The organism is Catenuloplanes japonicus, from assembly GCF_000717135.1.
Taxonomy (GTDB): domain Bacteria; phylum Actinomycetota; class Actinomycetes; order Mycobacteriales; family Micromonosporaceae; genus Catenuloplanes; species Catenuloplanes japonicus.
In genome coordinates this window covers 157625-178926 of record NZ_JNXY01000003.1, presented here as the reverse complement: position 1 = coordinate 178926, position 21302 = coordinate 157625, and the positions used below count along the sequence as shown (strand labels likewise).

15 protein-coding genes are annotated in these 21302 nt (G+C 73.6%); 12 read left to right on the top strand and 3 right to left on the bottom strand.

The window, feature by feature from the left end:
- Both OP04_RS06420 and OP04_RS06415 read right to left on the bottom strand, forming a co-directional pair.
- Complete coding sequence (locus OP04_RS06420) at positions 1-1755, bottom strand: MFS transporter (protein ID WP_051797191.1); 1755 nt, start codon at positions 1753-1755, stop codon at positions 1-3.
- A gap of 87 nt (positions 1756-1842) precedes the next feature.
- Complete coding sequence (locus tag OP04_RS06415) at positions 1843-3762, bottom strand: hypothetical protein (RefSeq protein ID WP_033338570.1); 1920 nt, start codon at positions 3760-3762, stop codon at positions 1843-1845.
- Positions 3763-3900: 138 nt separating this feature from the next.
- On the opposite strand from OP04_RS06415, the gene OP04_RS06410 reads away from it, so the two are divergent.
- Genes OP04_RS06410 through OP04_RS06395 form a run of 4 tightly spaced genes read left to right on the top strand, consistent with a single transcriptional unit; the run spans position 3901 to position 10058 of the window.
- Positions 3901-5061: a hypothetical protein gene (locus OP04_RS06410; protein ID WP_157239363.1), complete on the top strand. Its 1161-nt coding sequence runs from the start codon at positions 3901-3903 to the stop codon at positions 5059-5061.
- Complete coding sequence (locus OP04_RS06405; protein WP_033338568.1) at positions 5061-8255, top strand: AAA family ATPase; 3195 nt, start codon at positions 5061-5063, stop codon at positions 8253-8255. The genes OP04_RS06410 and OP04_RS06405 overlap by 1 nt, the downstream gene beginning before the upstream one ends.
- 31 nt (positions 8256-8286) lie before the next feature.
- The gene (locus tag OP04_RS06400; RefSeq protein WP_051797190.1) at positions 8287-8898 is read left to right on the top strand and encodes a hypothetical protein; all 612 of its coding nucleotides are present in this window, start codon (positions 8287-8289) and stop codon (positions 8896-8898) included.
- Positions 8895-10058, top strand: coding sequence for a S8 family serine peptidase (locus OP04_RS06395; RefSeq protein ID WP_063746553.1), 1164 nt, complete (start codon positions 8895-8897; stop codon positions 10056-10058). Before OP04_RS06400 ends, OP04_RS06395 begins: the two co-directional genes overlap by 4 nt.
- Positions 10059-10259: 201 nt before the next feature.
- Here the strand turns inward: OP04_RS06395 and eccCa are convergent, their stop codons facing one another.
- The gene (eccCa, locus tag OP04_RS06390) at positions 10260-14240 is read right to left on the bottom strand and encodes a type VII secretion protein EccCa (RefSeq protein ID WP_085066266.1); all 3981 of its coding nucleotides are present in this window, start codon (positions 14238-14240) and stop codon (positions 10260-10262) included.
- 137 nt (positions 14241-14377) lie between these two features.
- Between eccCa and eccD the strand changes: the two genes are divergently transcribed.
- From eccD to OP04_RS06350, 8 genes are all read left to right on the top strand, one after another.
- Complete coding sequence (gene eccD, locus OP04_RS06385) at positions 14378-15733, top strand: type VII secretion integral membrane protein EccD (protein ID WP_033338651.1); 1356 nt, start codon at positions 14378-14380, stop codon at positions 15731-15733.
- 5 nt (positions 15734-15738) lie between these two features.
- Positions 15739-17121, top strand: a complete 1383-nt coding sequence (gene eccB / locus OP04_RS06380) for a type VII secretion protein EccB (RefSeq protein ID WP_033338566.1) — start codon at positions 15739-15741, stop codon at positions 17119-17121.
- A gap of 24 nt (positions 17122-17145) precedes the next feature.
- Positions 17146-17463, top strand: a complete 318-nt coding sequence (locus tag OP04_RS06375) for a WXG100 family type VII secretion target (protein WP_033338565.1) — start codon at positions 17146-17148, stop codon at positions 17461-17463.
- Positions 17464-17498: 35 nt separating this feature from the next.
- Positions 17499-17792: a WXG100 family type VII secretion target gene (locus tag OP04_RS06370; RefSeq protein ID WP_033338564.1), complete on the top strand. Its 294-nt coding sequence runs from the start codon at positions 17499-17501 to the stop codon at positions 17790-17792.
- 33 nt (positions 17793-17825) lie between these two features.
- Positions 17826-18242: a hypothetical protein gene (locus OP04_RS06365; RefSeq protein WP_033338563.1), complete on the top strand. Its 417-nt coding sequence runs from the start codon at positions 17826-17828 to the stop codon at positions 18240-18242.
- Between the two features lies 1 nt (position 18243).
- Complete coding sequence (locus OP04_RS53000) at positions 18244-20430, top strand: hypothetical protein (RefSeq protein WP_051797186.1); 2187 nt, start codon at positions 18244-18246, stop codon at positions 20428-20430.
- A 123-nt stretch (positions 20431-20553) separates the two neighbouring features.
- Positions 20554-20985 (top strand): YbaB/EbfC family nucleoid-associated protein, encoded by a 432-nt coding sequence (locus tag OP04_RS49235; RefSeq protein WP_051797185.1) that lies wholly within the window; start codon positions 20554-20556, stop codon positions 20983-20985.
- Positions 20978-21298, top strand: a complete 321-nt coding sequence (locus tag OP04_RS06350) for a hypothetical protein (protein WP_157239361.1) — start codon at positions 20978-20980, stop codon at positions 21296-21298. The genes OP04_RS49235 and OP04_RS06350 overlap by 8 nt, the downstream gene beginning before the upstream one ends.
- Positions 21299-21302 lie beyond the last annotated feature (4 nt).

The following is a 21302-nucleotide window of genomic DNA, read 5'->3' as shown; positions in this document are numbered from 1 at the left end:
CTACGTGAGCGGCTCCGGTGCCTTGGTGGCCGGGATCAGCGGAGCCGCGGGCAGGATCTCGTCGGCCAGCTCGGACTCGCGGCTGACCGGGTCGTCGGCGCGCGGGGTCGACGGGGTGATCAGGGAGGCGAGGGCTGCGACCACGGTCATGGCGATGGCCAGCCAGAAGACGACCACCAGACCGTCGTGGAACGGGCCGGCGATCAGGTGCGGGAAGAAGGTGCGGCCGGTCAGCTCGGCGGCGTTCTGCGGCGGGAGCGCGGCCAGCACGTCCGGGCCGAGCAGTTCCTCGATCGGGTTGTAGCCCAGGAACGCGGCGAACAGCGTGCCGACCGGGGGCAGCTCGGCGATGCGCTGTGCGGTGGCGGCCGGCACGCCCTCCGCGGTCAGGCCGGACGTCAGCGTGGCCGGCAGCGAACCGGCCAGGCCGGCCACCATCAGCGAGAAGAACAGGCCGATCGACAGGACCTGGCCGGCGTTCATGAACGTGGCCCGCATGCCGGACGCGGCACCGCGCAGTGCGGCCGGGACGCTGCCCATGATGAGCGCGGTGTTCGGGGCCGCGAACAGGCCGCCGCCTAGGCCGTTGACGAAGATGAGCGCGGCGAACGCGGCGTAGTGGAAGTCGCTGGGGATCAGCAGCAGGCCGGCGAAGGACGCGGCCATCACCAGCAGGCCGCCGGACGCGAACACGCGCTGGCCGAACCGGTCGGAGAGGTAGCCGGCGAGCGGGCCGGCCGCGAGGAAGCCGATGGTGAGCGGCAGCAGGTAGATGCCGGCCCACAGTGGAGTGTCCTCGTAGTCGTACCCGTGCAGCGGCAGCCAGATGCCCTGCAGCCAGATGATCAGCATGAACTGCAGGCCGCCGCGCGCCACCGCGGAGAGCAGGCTGGCCGCGTTGCCGCTGGTGAAAGCGGCTGTGCGGAACAGCGCGAGCGGGAACATGGGTTCGGTGACGCGCGACTCGATCAGCGCGAAGACCGCGAGCACGGCTGCGCCGCCGATCAGTCCGGTGAGGACCCACGGGCTCGTCCAGCCTTGTGTGTGGCCGCCGTAGGGCTGGATGCCGTAGGTGATCGCGGCCAGCAGCGCGGTCAGGCCGGTCGCGAACGTGAGGTTTCCCCACCAGTCGATGCGGCCGGGGCGCCGGGTGCAGGAGTCGTGCAGCGAGCGGTAGGCCCAGACCGTGCCGATCACGCCGACCGGGACGTTCACCCAGAAGACGGACCGCCAGTTCCACTCCGCGAGGACGCCGCCGAGCACCAGGCCGATGAACGAGCCGGCGATGCCCGCGACGATGTTGACGCCGAGCGCGGTGCCGCGCTGCCGGGCCGGGAACGCGTCGGTGAGGATCGCGGCCGAGTTCGCCATCACCATCGCGCCGCCGACGGCCTGCGCGACGCGCCAGCCGATCAGCCACAGCGCTCCCCCGCCGCCGTCGAACGGGTCCAGCGCGAGCGCGACCGAGGTGACCGTGAAGATCGCGAAGCCGAGGTTGTAGACGCGGACGCGGCCGTACATGTCGCCGAGCCGGCCGAGCGTCACCACCAGCACGGCCGTGACCAGCATGTATCCCATCAGCATCCAGAGGAGGTAGCTGACGTTGCCGGCCTCCAGCGGGTTGAGGTGCAGCCCGTTGAAGATCGCCGGGAGCGAGATCAGGACGATCGACGCGTTGACGGTGGCGATCAGCATGCCCAGCGTGGTGTTGGACAGCGCGACCCACCGGTAACGCGGATGGTCGACGGCGAGCATGCGTCCCCCTCGAAGACTTAGATGCACTATGCAGCTAATTTTATATCAGGGGGTTATGTAATTGGTGGAGTGACGTCGGTCGCCCGATCAGGTGGTCGGCTGCGGCAGGACCGTGCCCAGCTCGTCCACCTGGCGCGGTGTGCCCGGTGACCAGCACCGGAAGACGCCGCTCGTGGTGAGCAGCCCGGTCACGAACATCGAGACCGCCGCGTCCGCCACGATGACCGGCGCGCCCAGCGCGTCCGCGAGGCTGCCGAGGTAAAGGTCCTCCCTTGTCCCGCGCGCGAGCCCCGGCCCGACGATCAGCAGGTAGGGGCCGGTCAGCCCCGCGAGCCCGGCCGCCAGCGCGAGCGCCCTCGGCGTGACGATCCGGTCGCCCGCGACGAAGCCGCGCTCCCCGAACCCGATCTCGATCATGCTGACCCCCGGCGCGGCGAACAGCCCGACGGTCGCGTCCTCATCCACAAACGACAGTCCCGCGGGGGTACGACGTCCGCCCTGCACCGCGGGATGCCGCTCCCACGCGGCCCGCTCCTCGGAGGTGGCGGGCCCGACGGGCGCGAAGGCGGCGTGCTCCGGGGCAGCGGGCGGCACTTCCGGGAGCGCCTCGGCGACGATCGGTGCAGGGGTGACGGGTGTGACGTCGGGGGCCGGTGCGGTCAGTGGCTCGGGATCGGGCGGCGCGGTCTGCTCGTGGCCGGTGACGGCCGGCGCGGCGGAGAAGATCTCGACCGGTTTGGCGACCATCACCTCGATCGGACCTGCGAAGGCGACCGGGGACGGCGCCGCGGGCGCGACCTCGGCCGGGACCACCGGTGCCGCACTGATGGGCGCGGCCTCGACCTGGCCGGCCAGTGCCACGCTAACGGGTGGGATCTCGGTCGGGCCAGCCGGTGCCGCGCCAATGAGTGCGACCTCGGCCGATCCTGCGGGTGCCGCGCTACTGGTCGCGACCTCGGCCGATCCGGTGACGGCGTCGCCGGTCGGCACCGGCGCGACGGGTGCCGCGCTGATGGGTGCGATCTCGGCCGGTCGCGGCGATTCCGCACGATCGGGCTCAACCGGCGCGGGCGGCAACGGCGGTGGCGGCGGCAGCGGCGGGGACACCGGGAAGACCGGTTCGAGTGGATCTGCCGGGGCGAAGGTCGGCGAGTCGTAGTCCGAGGCGAACGCGGAGGTCCCGGGCGGCGCGGATCCGGACGTCGGAGACGCGAAAGTCTGCGACGCAAACGCGTGCGGCGCGAACGTCGGCGGCTCCGGCAGCGGCGGTCCGAACGTCGGTCCCACCGGCGCCTTCGGCTGCGTCGGGCCCGGCTGCGTCGGCCCTGACGACGCCTTCGTCCCTGCCGGTGCCGCGGCCGGTGCGGAGGTCGCGGCCGGTGCGAAGGACGCGGCCGGTGCGAAGGACGCGGCCGGCGCGGAGGACGCGGCCGGCGCCGGGAACGGCGGTGGCGCGAACACCGGGGACGCGAACGTGGGCGCCTCCGACGGCGGGATGAACGGGGGCACCTCCGGCTCGTCGCGGCCCGGTGTTCTGCCCGGCCGGCCCACCGGCGTCCCGGTCGGCGGTCTCCACACGGGTGGCGGCAGCAGTTCCGTGCCGGCCGCCTCGCCCGGCGCGCAGAGCAGCCACTCCAGCGGCAGCACGGACGGGTCGAGCAGCGCCTTCTCCGGCAGGACCACCGGCTGTCCCAGCTCGTCCGCGAGGCGGCGGCCGGCGACGGCGGGGCGTACCGTCGGTGCGTATCGGCCGATCGGGACCAGGCGGACGGCGGCCGCGATGCCACCGAAGTGCTCCGCGACCAGGTCGGGGAGCACGTCGAAGTAGTCGGCGCGGGCGGTCACCGCGGGGGCGCTGAGCACCGCGACGCGGCCGGGCTCCTCGGGCAGCGACGCCAGCACGGTGCGGAGCGCGCCGAGCGAGTCCCCGTCCCCGCGCAGCGTCAGCGTGGACCCGATGGTCTCCGCGTGCAGGCCCCACCCGCCCGGCAAGCCGTACACCGTCACCGGTCACCTCCTGTCCGCCGTCACCGCTCCCGACCCACGACGGGGGCGGGTGGGCGGAAGTTCAACGGGATCTCCCGGAAATCGGGTTGAACTCCGCCGGGCGGCGCTGCGTCGTGGGTGCGAGGCGAGGGAGGGCGAATGAACGGGACCATGCTCGGCGAGGTCGTCGGCGACGCGCTCGTGCTGCACACCGGCGCCGACCCGCGCGACGATCTGCTGACCGCGCTGGCCGCGCTGCCGCCGAGCGGACGCTGGTCGACCGTGGTGACCGGCCCGTCCGTGACCGAGCTCACCGACCTGGGCACGGTGCTGCCGGGCGCGATCCTGGCGCACCTGATCGACGCGCGGGAGGGCATCCGCTGGCTGCCGGTGGGCGCGTTCGCGGGGGAGGCGCCGTCGCTGGAACTGCTGGGCCTGCCCGTGGTGCGGGTCGGCGCGCTGAAGCCGGAGCCGGTCGCGGCGGAGACGATCGCGCTGCTCACGGCGGTCCGGCCGCCGATCACCGCGCGCTGGGAGCCGGTCGAGGTAACGGTGGAGCAGGCTGCGGGGCCCGAGGAGAAACAGCCGGATACGCCGGTCACCGGCTGGGTGCGGGTCCTCGGCGAGGCCGGGCCGGACGATCGGCGGGAGCTGAACGCGCTGCTCGGTGCGCGGTACGACGCCTACGCCCGCCTGGTCAGCCGCACGCTCGCGGAGCAGCCGGGCCTGCGCGGCGGTTTCGACCCGGCCGCCGGCGTCCCGGGCCTGGTCGCGGTGCGGGCATACGTGACGGACGAACGCCGTGCGCTCAACGCCTTCCTGCGGTCCGGCGACGGGGACGGCACGCTGCTGGCCCGCTGCCTGGCCGGCGCACTCCTGCGGCTGCCGACCGCGATCGGCCCGGTCTTCGCGCGGCATGACGGGACGCCGTCGCGCTACCGGCCGGGCCTGGAGCTGATCGAGCCCGGGTTCGTCGACGCGGCGCTGACGCCGGGTGACGTGGCCGAGGGCGGGGTGGAGTACGCGATCTGGTCCGTCAGCGCGCGCCGCCTGGCCGGGCTGGGCGACGCGCCGGGCGCGGTGCTGTTCCCGCCTGGCGCCCGGTTCACCGTGCTGGCGGTCGACCCGCCAGCCGAGGACGGGCGCCCGGCCCGGGTGCTGCTGTCCGAGTCCGCGACGACCGCGGCGCCGGAGCGGATGCTGACCCGGCTGCGTGCAGCGGCCCGGTCCGGCGGCGCGCCGCTCCCCCTGGACTTCCCGGTCGGTCTCGACGAGCGCGGCCGCGGCTTCTCCGACACTCCCCCTGCTGGAGGCAACTGATGATCACGGTCTCGCAGACCGAGCCGGACTGCCTGCCGACGATCGGCGCGGCGCTGGCCGCGGCCGGGCCGGGCGCGACCGTCTTCGTGCAGCCGGGCACGTACCGGGAGCAGCTGCGCCTGCCGCGGGACGTGACGCTGCTGGCCGAGGACGGTCGCGGCAGCGTGATCGTGGACGGCGGCGACGGCGTGGCGGTCTTCGCCTCGGCCGGTACGGCCACGCTGCGCGGCCTGGTGCTGCGCGGCGGCGGCCCCGGTTTCCCGGCCGTGCAGGTGGGCGCCGGGACGCTCGCGCTGGACGACTGCGCGATCGAGGCCGCGGGCGTGGTGGCGCTGCACGTGCCGTCCGGCCGGATCGCGGCGCGCGGCTGCACGGTGACGAACCCGGACGGCGTGGGCGTGCTGGCGGAGCGGTCCGGCACCGGGATCCTGGACTCCACGGTGGTCAGCGGCATCGGTACGACCGGCGTGGTGCTGGCGCACGGCGGCGAACTGACGCTGCGCACGTGCACGGTCCGGGAGACCGGCGGCGCCGCGGTGCTGACCGCCGGCGACGGCCGGGCCACGCTGGAGGACTGTGACATCAGCGCCTCCACCGGCCCGGCGATCGCGGTCGAGCAGGGCGGGCAGCTGACCGCGCGCGGCACCACCGTGCACGACACACCGGGCGGCGGCCTGCAGGTCACGGACGGACGGCCGGAGTTCTCCGGTTGCACCGTGTCCGGGACCGGCGGTCACGCGGTCGTGGTCACCGGCGACGCCGGGCCGGTGCTGACCGACTGCACGGTCAGCGGCGGTGCCGGGCACGCGCTGGTGCTGGTGGAGCGCGCGGCCGGACGCTACACGGGCTGCACGTTCACGGCCGGTTCCGCGGCCGCGGTGGTGCTGAGCGGCGAGTCCGCGCCGGTGTTCACGCGGGGTGCCGTGCACGGTGGCGGCGCGACCGGCGTGCTGATCCGGGACGACGCGCACGGCACGTTCGCCGGCACGGCCGTGGACGGTGGTGACTTCGGGTTCGCGATCGACGGCGGCGGCCGCGGCACGCTGGACGACGTGACCGTGGACGGCTGCACGCGGGCCGGGTTGCAGGTCGCGGACGGTGGTGACGCCACGGTACGCCGCGGCGACGTGCGTGGCGGCGGGGTCGCGGCCGTGCTGGTCGGCGCCGCGGGCACGGTCGTGCTGGAGGAGACGACGCTGCGCGACGCCGCCGTGGGCCTGCTGGTGACCGGCACCGGCACCGCGCGCGGGACCGGCTGCGAGCTGCGCGGCGCGAGGACCGACGGCGCGCGGGCGGACGCGGGCGCGACGCTGACGCTGGTCCGCAGCCGGGTGACCGGCAACGGCGGCATGGGCGTACGGCTGGCGCCGGGCGCGCACTGCACGCTGGACGGCTGCGAGGTGACCGGCAACGGCGCGGGCGACAGCGGCCCGTCGTCCGCCCCGCTCGTGCCGGTGGAGCGCCCTGCCGCGGCCCCGGCCGAGCGCCCGGCCGACGAGGTGCCGGTCAAGGACGCCGGGACCGGTGACGCCGCGGCCGCACTGCTGGACGAGTTGCAGCGGCTGGTCGGCCTGGCCGGGGTGAAGCGGGAGATCGCCACGCTGGTCGGCCTGCACCGGATCAGCCGTCAGCGGTCCGCGGCCGGGCTGCCGGTGCCGCCGATGTCCCGGCACATGGTGTTCGCGGGCGCGCCCGGTACCGGTAAGACCACGGTGGCGCGGCTGTACGGGAAGATCCTGGCCTCGCTGGAGGTGCTGCCGGGCGGCCAGCTGGTCGAGGTGTCCCGGGCCGACCTGGTCGCGGAGCACGTGGGCGGCACCGCGGTGAAGACGCAGGAGCGGTTCACCGAGGCGATCGGCGGCGTGCTGTTCATCGACGAGGCGTACACGCTGTCCCCTGTGGAGGGTGGCGGGGGCGGGCACGACTTCGGCCGCGAGGCGATCGACATGCTGGTCAAGCTGATGGAGGACCACCGCGAGGAGGTGGTGGTGATCGTGGCCGGCTACTCGCCGCAGATGCGCGCGTTCATGGACTCCAACCCCGGCCTGTCGTCCCGGTTCGCGAAGACGGTGGAGTTCGAGAGCTACGCCACGCACGAGCTGGTGAGCATCGTCGAGTCGCTGTGCCGCACGCACCACTACGCGCTGGAGTACGACACGCGCACCGCGCTGGAGCGGCTGTTCGACGGCATGGCGCGCACGGAGTCGTTCGGCAACGCGCGCGTGGCCCGGAAGGTCTTCGAGGACATGATCGGGCGGCAGGCGTTCCGGCTGTCCCAGGAGGGCACGCTGGACGGCGTCGAGCTGGCCCGGCTGATGCCGCAGGATCTGGGCGAGGCGGAGGTGTCCGGGCTCGGCGAGCAGCGCCGCGAGCTGGACGCGTTGCTGGACAAGCTGCAGCGGATGGTCGGGCTGACCGAGGCGAAGCGCGAGGTCGCGGAGCTCATCGACCTGCTCGCCTCGTCCCGGGCCCGCGTCGAGGCCGGGCTGCCCGCACCGCCGGTCTCCCGGCACCTGGTCTTCTCCGGCCCGCCCGGCACCGGAAAGACCACCATGGCCCGGTTGTACGGCCGGCTGCTGGCCGCGCTCGGCGTACTCCCGTCGGGTCAGGTCGTGGAGGTGTCGCGCGCGGACCTGGTCGGCGAATATCTGGGGCACACCGCGCACCGGACCACGGAGGCGTTCGAGCGTGCCCGCGGCGGGCTGCTGTTCATCGACGAGGCGTACACGCTGACGAACGCCGGTGGCGGCCAGGACTTCGGCCGCGAGGCGGTGGACACGCTGGTCAAGCTGATGGAGGACCACCGGGACGAGGTCGTGGTGGTGGCGGCCGGTTACGAGCGGGAGATGGCCACGTTCCTGGCCGCGAACTCGGGCATGGCGTCGCGGTTCACCCGGCACATCCACTTCGGCAACTACACGCCGGACGAGCTGGTCGCGATCTTCGAGGGCTTCGCCCAGTCCAGCGGCTACGACTGTCCGGGAGGGACGCTGGTGGCGCTGCGCGAGCACTTCGAGCGGGTGCCCAAGGACCACACCTTCGGCAACGCACGGTACGCCCGGCAGGTGTTCGACGAGGCCGTGACGCGCCAGGCCGGCCGCATGCGGACGCTCCGGAGCCCGAGCGTGGACGAGATGCGCATGCTGGTGGTCCAGGACGTGGCACCGCACCTGACCGGGATCCCGGCGTCATGACCGGGCGTGCGCGTGACGGCGAGGGCCGGTCGTGAGCCGGGATCTGAGCGTGGCCGCGGGCCGCGACCTCAACGACGCGGACCGGGCGATGGCGTCCGCCTGCGCGACCGAGGGCGGCGTGGACGCGCTCTGGCGCACCGGAGACCGCTACCTGGCGCTGACGGACGAGGTGCCGGAACCGTTGCGGCAGCTCGGTGTGCGGCCGCTCGGCGACGAGCCGGGCGTGCTGGCGCTCGCGCACCTGCTGTGGAGCCGCGAGCCGGCCGACCCGCCGGTGAGGATCGCGGCGCTGTTCGACAAGGTGGCCGGACGGCCCGGTTTCGCGGCCGAGCGGGAGACGCTGGACGAGCCCGAACGCGGCTTGGTGCTGGCCTACCTGCGGGCCGGCGCGCCGGTGCTGCGGACCACCGCCACCATGCCGGACGTGCTGGCGCCGGACTCCGGCGTGCGGGTGGCGATCGGCTTCCGCACCGACGGGCGGTACGTGTGGACGGACGCGGCCGGGCACTACCTCGACCGGTACGGCAAGGTCGCGGATCCGGGGCTGCTGGCGCACATCCGAGCCCGGGGTCACCGGTTCACGGCGCCGGGCACGGTCGCGCTCTTCCGGGCCGCGGTGCTGCTCCAGGCGCGGGGGCGATGATGCTGCAGGCCGTACCCGCGCTGGTGTCGTTGCTGCTGGTCGCCCCGGTCCCGGTGGAGATCCCGCCGCTGCCCTCGACCTCGAAGGGGTGCGTCGGCGCGTCGCCCGAGGTCGCGCGCACGCCGTCCTGGGCCCAGGAACGGATGGCGCCGCACCAGCTGTGGCCGCTCACCCGCGGCGAGGGCGTGCTGGTCGCGGTGCTGGACACCGGCGTCAGCGCCACCGTGCCGTCGCTGACCGGCGCGGTCCGGCGCGGCACCGACCTGGCGGGCGGCGGCGCCGCGGACAACGACTGTCTCGGCCGGGGCACCGCGCTGGCCGGGATCGTGGCCGCGCGCCCGGTCTCCGGCGCCGGCCCGGTCGGCATGGCCCCGGGCGCGCAGATCCTGCCGATCCGGATCACGGACAGGGACGGGAAGATCACGCCCGCGCGCCTGGCGGACGGCCTGCGCGCCGCGACCGCGGCCGGCGCGGACGTGGTGCTGTCCGGTGCCGGCGTCCCGGCCGCGAACGCGTCGCTGCGGGCCGCCGTGCAGGCCGCACTGGCCTCGAACGTGCTGGTGGTGGCCGCGGTGCCGGAGACGACCGGCGACGCGGACCCGGTGGGGACGGCCTGGTTCCCCGCGGCCTACCCGGAGGTGCTGGCGGTCGCCGGCGTCACCGCGGCCGGCCTGCCCGCGGCCGTGCACGGCGAGGCGGCCGGGATCGACCTGCTGGGCCCCGCCGAGGGCGCGGTCGGCCCGGCACCGGCCGGGGACGGGCACTACAGCGTGACCGGCGCGGCCGTCGCCGCGGCCTACGTGGCGGGCGCGGCCGCGCTGGTCCGCGCCTACCATCCGGACCTGGCGGCCGCCGAGGTCGCCGCACGGCTGCTCCAGACCGCGGAGCCCGCCCCCGGCGGCCCGTCGCCGCTGACCGGCGCCGGCGTGGTCGACCCCTACGCCGCCGTGACCGCGCTGGTCACCGCGGACGCGCCGGTGACCTCGGACGTCCGCCCGGAGCCGGCCGTGCTGCCGCCTCCCCCGGTCCGCGACCCGGCCGGCCCGATCGCGGGCGTAGTGGCGATGGTCATCGCGGGCGCCTGCCTGATCGGCCTGGCGATCGCCGCCGCGGTCCGTGGCCGCCGCTCCCCCGCCCTGAGTCCAGACACAGCCGCCTGATCCCGGGCACAGTCACCTGATCCCTGACTCAGCCCTCTGATCGCACGATCAGGCCTGGTCGAGACACCGCAGAGCCTCGCCTCCTCCTGGGTGGCGAGGCTCTTGCGTATTACCTGTCCCCGCCGCGGCGATCGCGCCACGGCAGGGACAGGAGTGCACGGGAACTCGCGTGGTCTTCGGTGAGCAGCGACGGCCCCGGTTCTAGGTGGTGGGTGTGAGGACGCGATCCGGGTCGGCCCAGGCGGTCTGGATGAGTTTGCTGCCGCGGCGGGTGCAGAAGAGCGCGCGCCCCGGCGGGAGGTTGCGGGGTTTGACGCCGCCGAGCAGCGAACCCTCCGTGGGCGGGCAGGAGAGCGCGACGTCGGGGCTGTTCGTCTCCTGCATGCGGCGGATCAGCGGGTCCATCGACATGCGGGACACGTTGGCTGCGCCGCGGGTCAGGATCACGTGGAAGCCGATGTCCGCGCCCTGCGGGAGGAACGGGATGAGCGGCTGCAGCGGTCCGTCCATGCCGCCGAGCATGTCGTAGTCGTCGACCAGGATGAACAGGCGTGGGCCGGTCCACCAGTCGCGCCGGCGCAGCTGTTCCGGCGTGATGTCGGCGCCGGGGAGGCGGGGGCGCAGGCCGGCGACCGCGTCCGCGACCGTGGCCCGGGTGGAGTCGGCGGAGACGGAGTAGCCCAGCCGGTACGGCTCGTCGATGGCGTCGAAGAGCTGGCGCCGGTAGTCGACGACCATGATGCGGGCCTCCGCGGGCGTGTAACGGTCCATGATGGAGCGTGCCAGGTGGCGCAGCAGGTTGGTCTTGCCGCTCTCCACGTCGCCGAGCACGGTCAGGTGCGGGACCTCGCCGAAATGGTGCCAGTGCGGCAGCATCTGCTGTTCGTCCAGGCCGAGCGCGACGCGCAGGTCCCCCTCGGGCGCGGGCAGATCCTCGGCCGGCAGCACCGCGGGCAGCGTCTTGACCGAGGGCGCGGACGGTCCGGTCCAGAAGTCCGCGACGGTGGCGGCCAGATCGCGGACGCCGTCGGAGACCGTGGCCGGGTCCGCGAGGCCGTCGATGCGCGGGAGCGCGCCGAGGAAGTGCAGCTTGTCCGGCGTGAGGCCGCGGCCGGGCAGCGCGGGCACGGTCGCGGCCAGGCGCAGGTCGATCGTGGAGTCGATGGCGTCGCCGAGCCGCAGCTCCAGCTTGGTGCCGATCTGGTCGCGCATCGAGTGGTGCACCTCGGACCAGCGGGCCGCGCTGAGGATCAGGTGGACGCCGAAGCCGAGGCCGCGTGAGGCGATCTGGCGGATGGCGGCCTCCGCGGCCTCGAACTCCTGGCGAACCGTGTACCAGCCGTCGACGACCAGGAACACGTCACCGTACGGGTCGTCCGTGATCCGGCCGTCCGCGCGGCGCTGCCGGTAGCCGGCGATGTCGTCCACGCCGAGCTCGGCGAACCGGCGCTCGCGCGCGGTGAGCAGCGCGGTGACCTCGCTGACCGTGCGGTTGACCCGGTCCGCGTCGAGGCGGCCGGCGACGCTGCCCACGTGCGGCAGCTCGGTGAGCGCGCCGAGCGTGCCGCCGCCGAAGTCCAGGCAGTAGAACTGCACCTCGCGGGGCGTGTGGGTGAGCGCGATCGCGCAGATCAGGTTGCGTAGCAGCGTGCTCTTGCCGCTCTGCGGGCCGCCGGCCACGCCGACGTGCCCGCCGACGCCGGAGAGGTCGACCAGCAGCAGGTCACGGACCTGTTCGAACGGCTTGTCGACGAATCCGGCGGGCACGACCAGCGCGCCGCTGCCCGGCCACCGGGTCGCGGAGAGGCCGCGCTGCGGGTCGGGCTCCAGGCCGGGCAGCAGCTCGTCGAGCGTCGGGGACGCGCCGAGCGGCGGCAGCCACACCTGGTGCGCGGGCGGTCCCTGGTCCTGCAGCTGCGAGACGACCAGGTCCATGACGCTCGGGGCGGTGTCGTCCGAGGGTTTCTCCTCCTCGACGACGGGTGCGACCGGGGCGGCGGGCAACGGCAGATGCTCCAGTTCGTACGGTACGACCTGCTGCTCCACCACCTCCTGCCGGACGCGCGCGGCCTTGGGGCGGTAGGGGCCGGAGACGTAGGCGGCCTTGAACCGGACCAGCGTGGTGACGTCCATCCGGACGTATCCGTTGCCGGGCGCGGACGGCAGCTGGTAGGCGTCCGGCACGCCGATCACGGACCGGGACTCCATGGCGGAGAACGTGCGCAGGCCGATTCGGTACGACAGGTGCGACTCCAGCTGCCCGATGCGGCCGTCGTCGACGCGCTGACTGGCCAGCAGCAGGTGCACGGCCAGCGAGCGGCCGAGCCGGCCGATCATCACGAACAGGTCGATGAAGTCGCGGTGCGCGGCCAGCAGCTCGCTGAACTCGTCGACCACCACGAACAGCGTGGGCAGCGGGTCGAGCGCGGCCCCCTTGGCGCGGGCGCGCTCGTACTCCAGGACCGAGGTGTAGCCGCCGGCCTGGCGCAGCAGCTCCTGCCGCCGGACCAGTTCGCCGTTGAGCGCGGCCTGCATGCGGCCGACCAGCGCGGCCTCGTCGGCCAGGTTGGTGATCAGGGCGGACGTGTGCGGCAGGTCGTCCAGGCCGAGGAACGTCGCGCCGCCCTTGAAGTCGACCAGGATGAAGTTGAGCGTCTCGGACGAGTGCGTGGCGGCCAGCGACAGCACCAGCGTGCGCAGCAGCTCGGACTTGCCGGAGCCGGTCGCGCCGATGAGCATGCCGTGCGGTCCGGTGCCGCCGAGCGCGGACTCCTTGATGTCAAGGTCGACCGGCACGCCGTGCTCGTCCACGCCGATCGGCACGCGCAGCCGGGTCGCGTCCGGCCGCGGCGCCCAGTGCACGCCCAGGTCCAGGTGGGCCAGGTCGGCGATGCCGAGCAGCGTGCCCAGGTCGAAGTCGCTGCTCAGCGCGTCGCGGGCCGGTTCGGCGCCGGTCAGGCCCATCCGGTACGGCGAGAGCACCCGGGCGAGCGCGCCCGCGGCGGCCGGGCCGAGCAGGTCCGGGTCGGCGAGCTTGGAGCGCACGGCCGCGCCGATCCGGTCCTGACGGACCATGGTCAGCTCGTCCGCGGTCACCTCCAGGCAGAGCAGGTTCTTGGCCGGGGTGAGCTGCGGGTCCTCCAGGTCGATCAGCAGCGCGTTGCGGTAGCCGCCGTTGACGAACCGGTTGCCGTGCGGAAGGCGGCCGCCGTCGCGGATGACCACGACGTACGGCTCCTCGCGGCTGACGGTGGCGCCGGCCTCGTACCGCGGGCGCTCCAGGAACTCCTCGCCGAGCAGCCGTTCCACGCCGTCGATCGCGTCCGCGGCCAGGCGGGACTGGCCGGCCGCGTCCCGGTCGGCCGGGTGCTGCGCGTGCGGCAGCCACTTGGCCCACTCCCACGCCTCGGCGCCGTCGTCGGCCACGCACAGCGCCAGCCACACCTCCTCCGGTGCGTGCAGCGCCACCAGCTGGGCGATGAGCGCGCGGGTGACGGACCGGGCCCGTTCGCGGTCGCCGGACAGGCGGATCTCGGAGAAGCCGGGCAGGAACAGCGCGACCGGCTGGTCCGGCAGCGTCGTGTACGCCCGGGTGAAGCGGCGCAGCGACTTCGCGGACAGCGGCTCCAGGTCCTCGACCGGCTTGGTCTGCATCGGGTTGATCCGCACGGCCAGGCGCTGCTCGCCGCTGCCGACCCGGATCTCCAGGAAGTCCGGATGGGTGGGGCGGCGCTCCCATCGGCGCGGCGTCATCGCCAGCGACCACAGCGAGCGCGGGTCCGGGTGCCGCCACAGCGTGGCGTCACGCTGCTGGACCACGAACTTCCGGACGCGGCGCCGGTTCTGCCCGAGGTAGCGCAGGTAGTCGCGGCGCTCGGCGTCGAGGCGGCGCTTGCGGTCGCCGCCGCCCCCGCCGCCGGACATGACCTGGCCGAGCATCATGCCGCCCATGGCGACCACCATCATGCCGGACATCAGGTAGCTCATCGGGCCGCGTGCACCGCCGGAGTACATCAGCATCATCACGCCGGACATCAGCGCCATCGGCAGGTACATCATCGCCGCGCGCATGCCGTTGGACTGGGCCTCGGCGAGCTCGGGCGGTTCCTGCAGATTGATCTCGCCGGTCGGCATCTCCGGGCCGCTGCGTCGCGCGGGCCGCCGGAACAACACTGTCGCCATGCCGCCTACGACGGGCGGAAAGCCCGCCTGGGTCATGCCGTCGCGAAAAACTCCGGAATTCCGTTGAACTCGCTCCGGCCGCGTCCGTCGTGCAATCCGTGAATGCTGCCGCGGCAACGGATGTGTGCCGGCTCGTCGTGGTCGGACCTGACCGGCGACTGGAGCTGGCCGTGCCCACCGACGTGGTCATCGCCGACCTGCTCCCGGTGCTGGTCTCGCACCACGGCGAGCAGATGGCCGAGACCGGCCTGACGCACGGCGGGTGGGTGCTGCAGCGCCTGGGCTCGGCGCCGTTCGACGAGGAGGCCAGCGTCGCCACGCTGGGCCTGCACGACGGCGACACCGTCCACCTGCGACCGCGCGCGGACCAGTACCCGGTGGTCGACTTCGACGACCTGATCGACGGCGTGGCCGAGGGCATCCGGGAGAAGGCGCCGCGCTGGACGCCCGCGATGACCCGCTGGACCGCCTGGGGCCTGGCCGCGGTGACGCTGCTGCTCGGCCTGGTCGCGCTCGGCCTGCCCGGACCGCCGCCGGCCCGGGTGCTGACCGCGTCCGGCGCCGCGGTGGTCAGCCTGCTGGGCGCGTTCGTGGCGAGCCGGTTCACCACCTACCGCGCGCCGGCCGCGCTGCTCGGCGCCGCCGGGTTCAGCTACCTCGCGCTGGCCGGCATGGTCGCGCCGGACCTCACCCGGGACAGCGCGCCGCTGGTCTTCGGCGGGCCGCAGCTGTTCGCGGGCGCGCTGGCCGTGGCGCTGCCGGGGCTGCTGGTGGCCGCGTTCGCGGAGCGGCTCCGGCCGTACGCGGCCGCCGCATCCGTCGCCGGGCTGCTGGTGGCCACCGCGGGCGCGCTGTCCGCCTACGCGGGATTCACCGGGGAGCAGTCCGCCGCCGTGGTGGCGGTGGCATCCACGGTCGCGGTGACGCTGGTGCCGTTCACCGCGTTCCGGATGGCGAAGCTGCAGCTCACGCCGCTGCCCACGGAGGCGGAGCACCTCCAGGAGGACATCGATCCGGTGCCGAGCGAGCCGTTGATCGCCGGTGCCGCGCTCGCCGCGCGCTACATGACCGCGCTGCACGTGGGGCTGGCGCTGCCGGCGACCGCGGCGCTGCTGATCCTCGGCACCGGGCGGCACTGGGCCGCGCTGAGCCTGGCCGGGCTGCTGGCGCTGGTCCGGCTGCTCGCGGTCCGGCCGATGACCGGCGCGTGGCAGCGGGTGGCGTTCACCGTGCCGGCCGTGGCCGCGCTGGTCGCGCTCGCGATCACCGGGCTGCTGGCCTGCCCGGACGCGTTCCGGCCGATCGCGCTGGCGGTGGTGCTGATCGCGGTGCCGGCGCTCATCGCGGTCTCGGTGCTGCTGCCCGGGAGACGGCTGATGCCGTACTGGGGGCGGGTCGGCGACATCGTGCTCACCGCGGCCGGCGTGGGCGTGCTGCCGGTACTGCTGGGCGTGTTCGACCTGTACGCCGCCGTGCGGGCGCTGGGGGGCTGAGCGCGATGCAGTCACGTCGTGATCAGGTGCAGGCGCAGTCGTACGTGCTGGGCCGCCTCACCTCCGCGCTGGTCTCGGCCGAGCCGGAGGCAGCGGAGTCGCCGTACCGCCGGCTGATCGTGGGTATGGTCTCCGGCATCCTCGTGGCAGCGCTGGTGCTGGGCGGGTTCGCGGTCTACGGCTTCCTGGCGCCCGGTGGCGCGACCGCGTGGCGTGAGCCCGGCATGCTGGTGGTCGAGAAGGAGAGCGGCAGCCGCTACGTCTACCTCGACGGCACGCTGCGTCCGTTCCTCAACCAGGCCTCGGTACGGCTGGTGCTCGGCCCGGCACCGAAGCAGGTCCGCGTGTCCGCGAAGTCGCTGCGTGGCGTTCCGCACGGCGCGCCGGTCGGCATCCTCGGTGCCCCGGAGGCGCTCCCGCTCCCGTCCGGCCTGGACGGCATGTGGTGGACGGTCTGCACGATCGCGGTCAGCGACCAGGCCGGCGCGCGGACCACCGCGACCAGCGTGACCGTGGACCGGGAGCCGGACGGCGTGCCGCTCGGTGACCGCGCGGTCATCGCCGGCGCCGGCGACGCGGTCTTCCTGATCTGGCAGGGTCACCGGCATCGGCTGGCCGCATCCTGGCTGGCCAAGATCTTCGGCCTGAACGGCGCGCCGGAGCCGGTCGAGGCCGCCTGGCTGGACCTGGTACCGGCCGGCACGGACCTCGGCGGCGCGGTCGTGCCCGGCCGGGGCGAGTTCGGCCCGGAGATCGACGGCCGGCGCGCGCGGCTCGGGCAGCTGTTCGTGTCGCGCAGCACCGGCAGCCCGGACCGGTACTTCCTGCTCCAGCGCGACGGGCTGGAGGCGCTGTCCGCGACCGGATACGCGATCGCGGCCGGTGATCCGGCGACGCTCGACGCGTACAACGGCAAGCCGGTCACGCCGGTCCCGCTCAGCCCGGCCGCGCTGGCCCAACTGCCCCGCGCGGCGCCACAGGCGGTCCCGGCCGGGCTGCCGGAGACGCTGCCGGAGCTGACCGGCCCGGCCGCCGGCGAGAGCTGGTGCGTGACCCAGCCGTCCGGGGAGGAGCCGCGGATCCTCGCGGCCTCACCGGCGATGACCGTCACCGCGGCGGCGCCGGGCGTGACCCGGACCGTGAACACCGCGGACGCGATCCGCATCGCGGCCGGCGCGGGCGGGCTGGTGCGGGCCGGACGGCCCGGCCGCGCGCCCGGCGCGAACCTCTACCTGGTCGTCGACTCCGGGGTGAAGTACCCGGTAGCCGGCGACGAGAACGCCGGGCAGCTCGGCTACGACGCGGGACGTGCCGCGCTCGTGCCGGCCGAACTGCTCGACCTGCTCCCGACCGGCACGCTGCTCGACGCGCGCCAGGTCCGGGGCTGACCGCCCTATTTCGAAGGAGGAACCATGGCGATCGACGTCAATGCCGAGACCACCACCGCCCTCATCAACGCGTTCGAGGCCGCGGCCGAGGACCAGCGCAACGCCGGCAGCAACATGGGCGACATCCAGGCCGTGCTGGCCGGTGGCTGGCAGGGTGCGGCCAGCACCGCGTTCACCAACAACGTGGACGAGTGGCTGGCCGGGCTGGCGAAGGTACGCAACGCGCTGGTGACCATTCAGGACAACATGGTCGAGTTCTCCAAGGCCAACACGCGTACCGAGGACGACAACCTCCAGGACGCCAGCACCTGGATCTCCGAGGCCCCGGCCTCCTGGACCTGAGCACACCACTTCCCGAGAGAGCAAAGGAGATCATCATGGTCAGCTTCAGTGTGGACCCGGTCGTCGTGGCCGGTGCGCTCGAGGACATGCAGACCCTGCAGAACCAGATCGACGAGTCCATGGGCACGCTCAACCAGGCCGTGTCCGCGTTCATCAACGCCAACCAGGGCGACGCGGTCACGGAATACCAGAGCGCGCAGCTCGAGTGGAACGAGGGCCTGGCGCAGATGCAGCGCGCGCTCGGCAAGGCGCAGACCAGCCTGAGCAACATCGACGGCAACTACAAGCTCGGGCAGCAGCAGGGCGTGAACCTGTTCGGCAGCCGCTGACCCCTCTCTCTTCTTTCGAAAGGCGGCGAGACCGTGCCGATCGTCATCACCGACGAGGTTCTCCGTGGGATCAGCGACCGGCTGACCACATGGGCGGCCCACCTGGAGACCGTGGCCGGCGGCGATTGGCCGGCCGAGCTCGCGAACGCACCGGCGGTCTCCTCGCCCGCCGGAACGGGTTACGCGGCGGTCCAGCCGAACAACACGCTCGGGCTGGCCGAGCTGGTGCTGCGCGCCGGAGGCGACTTCGTGCTGAGCACGAGCCTCGAGCAGAAGATCAAGTCCGGCGCGACGCACGTGCTGGAGCGGCTGGAGCCGATGTCTCTGGAGTCCGACCAGTTCGGCGTCGACCTGCTGACGTTCCTGGAGCGGAACAGCGAGATCGAGGATCTGAACCACGTGACCGCGGCCTCGATCGCCGAGACGTTCACCGCGCCCGAGACGGTCTGACATGCCGACCCAGGAAGAGGCGAACGCGTACGACAGCAACGCCCAGCAGAACAAGCCGGGCGACGAGGACACCACGCCCACGCCCGAGGGGCAGATGCCCCCGCCGCAGGAACTGCCGGTCGACAACACGTACAACTGGGACCAGACGATCAACCACGTGCTGGTCTCCGACAACGCGGACACCGGCAACAGCAACGCGGTGACCACGATCGACCGGAACCTGATCGCGATCCCGCAGTGGTACGTCTGGCAGAACACCTGGATCGACGAGCACATCACCACCGGTGTGTGGCACGACCTCAAGCCGGAGAACTACAACAAGCCCGGGTACATCTACCTGTGGCGGTGGGTGCGGCGCAACACCGGCTACGTCCACGACGACGACTGCCTGATGGTCCGAGTCTGGCAGAACAAGGAGATCCTCACCGCCTACAGCAACTACACCACCATCTCGGACACGGCGACGCGGCCGTTCTGGGAGTCGCACGACCACCCGGTGCTGAGCCGGCAGACGTTCGTCAACGCGGCGCAGACCATGGCGTACGTGGAGACCGCGACCGCCCGGATGGCCGAGGAGTTCTCCACCACCGTCGACGGCGTGGACGTGGAGGGTTCCGGCTTCCGCGGCTCCGCGGCCGAGATGTTCCGGTGGCGGCTCAACAACCAGGTCCGCAACGCGGAGGATCTCGGCAAGGACTTCGGCCGGGCCACGTTCGGCTCCGGCCCGAACCCGGACAGCTGGAGCCAGTCGCTGATCGGCGCCGCGAACCAGATCGGCGCGTTCGGCGCCGGGATGGCCAACGCCTGGCACCGCGACAAGACCACGACGCCGGAGGACGGGCAGACACCGCTCAGCGGTTTCGTCAGCCCGCAGCACCTGCACTACCTGCTGTTCAACCAGGTGCTGGACGCGTTCAAGGGCCAGGAGGCGGTGGGCTCCAGCGGCGACTGGCAGGGCGTGCACTGGACCGCGACCGTCAACCTGGGCGACGGCTTCACCGGCTCGTTCAACGTGGCGACCAAGGCCGGCTGGACGTTCATCGACAACCTGATCCGCAGCCGCTGGCTGCACGGGCTGAAGTCGCTGGACGACGTCAGCCGCGCGCAGGTGCCGCCGCTGTTCGACGCGTTCAACAAGCTCGACTCGAAGCTCGGCACGTCGCTGCGACCGCCGGCGCCGTCACCCACGCCCACGCCGCCCGAGGGTGGCGGGGGCGGCGACGGTGAGGGCGGCGGCAACTTCGACCCGAACGACCTGCTCAACGACCTCTTCGGCGGTGGCGACGAGTCCGGCGGCGGCGGGGGTGGCGGAGGCGCCAACTTCGACCCGAACTCGCTGTTCGGGGACGGCGGCGGGGGTGGCGGAGGCGGCGGTTTCAGCGCGGACGATCTGACCGGCGGGGGCGGCGGCTCCGACTTCAGCCTCGGCGGCGGCGGCGGGGGCGGCGGCCTCGACATCGGCGATCTCGGCGGCGGAGGCAGCGGCGGTACCGGCGGCGGTGACTTCGGGCTCGGCGGCGGAGGCGGCAGCGGACTCGGCGGCGGCGACGGCATCGGCAGCATCGGCGGCGGGCTGGGCGCGCTTCCGGGGTTCGGCCTCGGCGGCCTCGGCAACGTCGGTGGTGGCGGGTCCGGCCTCGGCGGCCTGGGCTCCGGCGGTGTCGGCGGCGGGCGGGACGGCGTCTCGCTCGGCGGCGGAAGCAGCTTCGGCGAGGACGACGGCGGCCTGTCGCAGTTCCCGACCGAGGTCGACGCCGTCGACATCGGCCGGATCGGCGAGGGCGCGATGTCCGCGACCGGCGGCGTCACCATGCCCCCGGACATCAGCTCGCCGTTCGGCCCGGCGCAGCTGACCGCGACCAGCGTGCCGATCCCCGGCACCGGCGGGACCGGTGGCGCCAGCGGGAGCGGCGGCATCGGCTCCCCCGGTATGGGCGGCATGCCGATGATGGGCGGCATGGGCGGCGGCATGCCCGGTGGCAAGGGCGGCGACGACAAGGAACGGGAGCGCAAGACCTGGCTGGAGGAGGAAGAGGAGGTCTGGGGCACCGACCCGGACGTCGCTCCCGCCGTGGTCGGGCGCGAGAACATCCCGGCCGGCGGCGACCGGGGCCGGCAGACCGGCACGCCCGGCACCACGCCCACGACGCCGGCGCGCGGCACCACCCGCCAGACCGGACGCGGCTAGCGCGGTGTCCACCGGACCACGACCGTGATCCAGGCGTCGTTCACGTCACCAGAACCGCGTGAACGACGCCTGGAACACCGGAAGGCCAGGTGGACAGCCCACTGAAGACCTGAGGGAGGAACGATGACCGGACCACTGCACAACCAGATCGAAGAGGCGTACGCGGAGCTGGAACGCCAGCGCGAGGAGCTCGCCGAGGTCCAGAGCGGCCTGGGCGACCTGCAGACCACCGTGACGTCCAAGAACCGCGCGCTCTCGGTGACCGTGAACAGCCAGGGCCGGCTGACCTCGATCGTGTTCCCCAGCAACGCGTACCGGACGATGGCCGGCGCGGAGCTGGCCGGCCTGCTGATCGACACGATCGAGCAGGCGCGCACGGACGCGATGCACGCGCTGGTCGGCCGGTTCGAGTCGATCATGCCGAGCGGGCTGCCGATGCTGGACCTGTTCACCGGCGACAGCGAGAGCGGCGGCATCGACCTGGACGCGATGGTCCGCGAGGCCGTCGCGTTCGCGGACCGGCCGCTGATGCGGGAGGGCGAGGCCGATGCCTAGGTACGAGGTGGACACGGACGGGATCCCCCGGGAGCCGTTCCTGGACTACAACGCGCATATCGAGGCGATCACGGCCGGCTACGACGAGGGGCTGGCGTACCAGACACCGGTCGTCCCCGGTGGCGCGCGCGCCGACGTCGACGAGCAGGTGCTGAAGCTGATGAAGCAGTCCCGCGAGACCGTCGACGCGACGATGCGGGTGCTCGGCGTCATCACCGACGGCGACACGCACATCCTGGAGCAGTTCGCGCACACCATGCTCGGCCAGGAGTCGGACAACGTGGGCGAGGCCAACTGGGGACGGGCGCACTGATGGA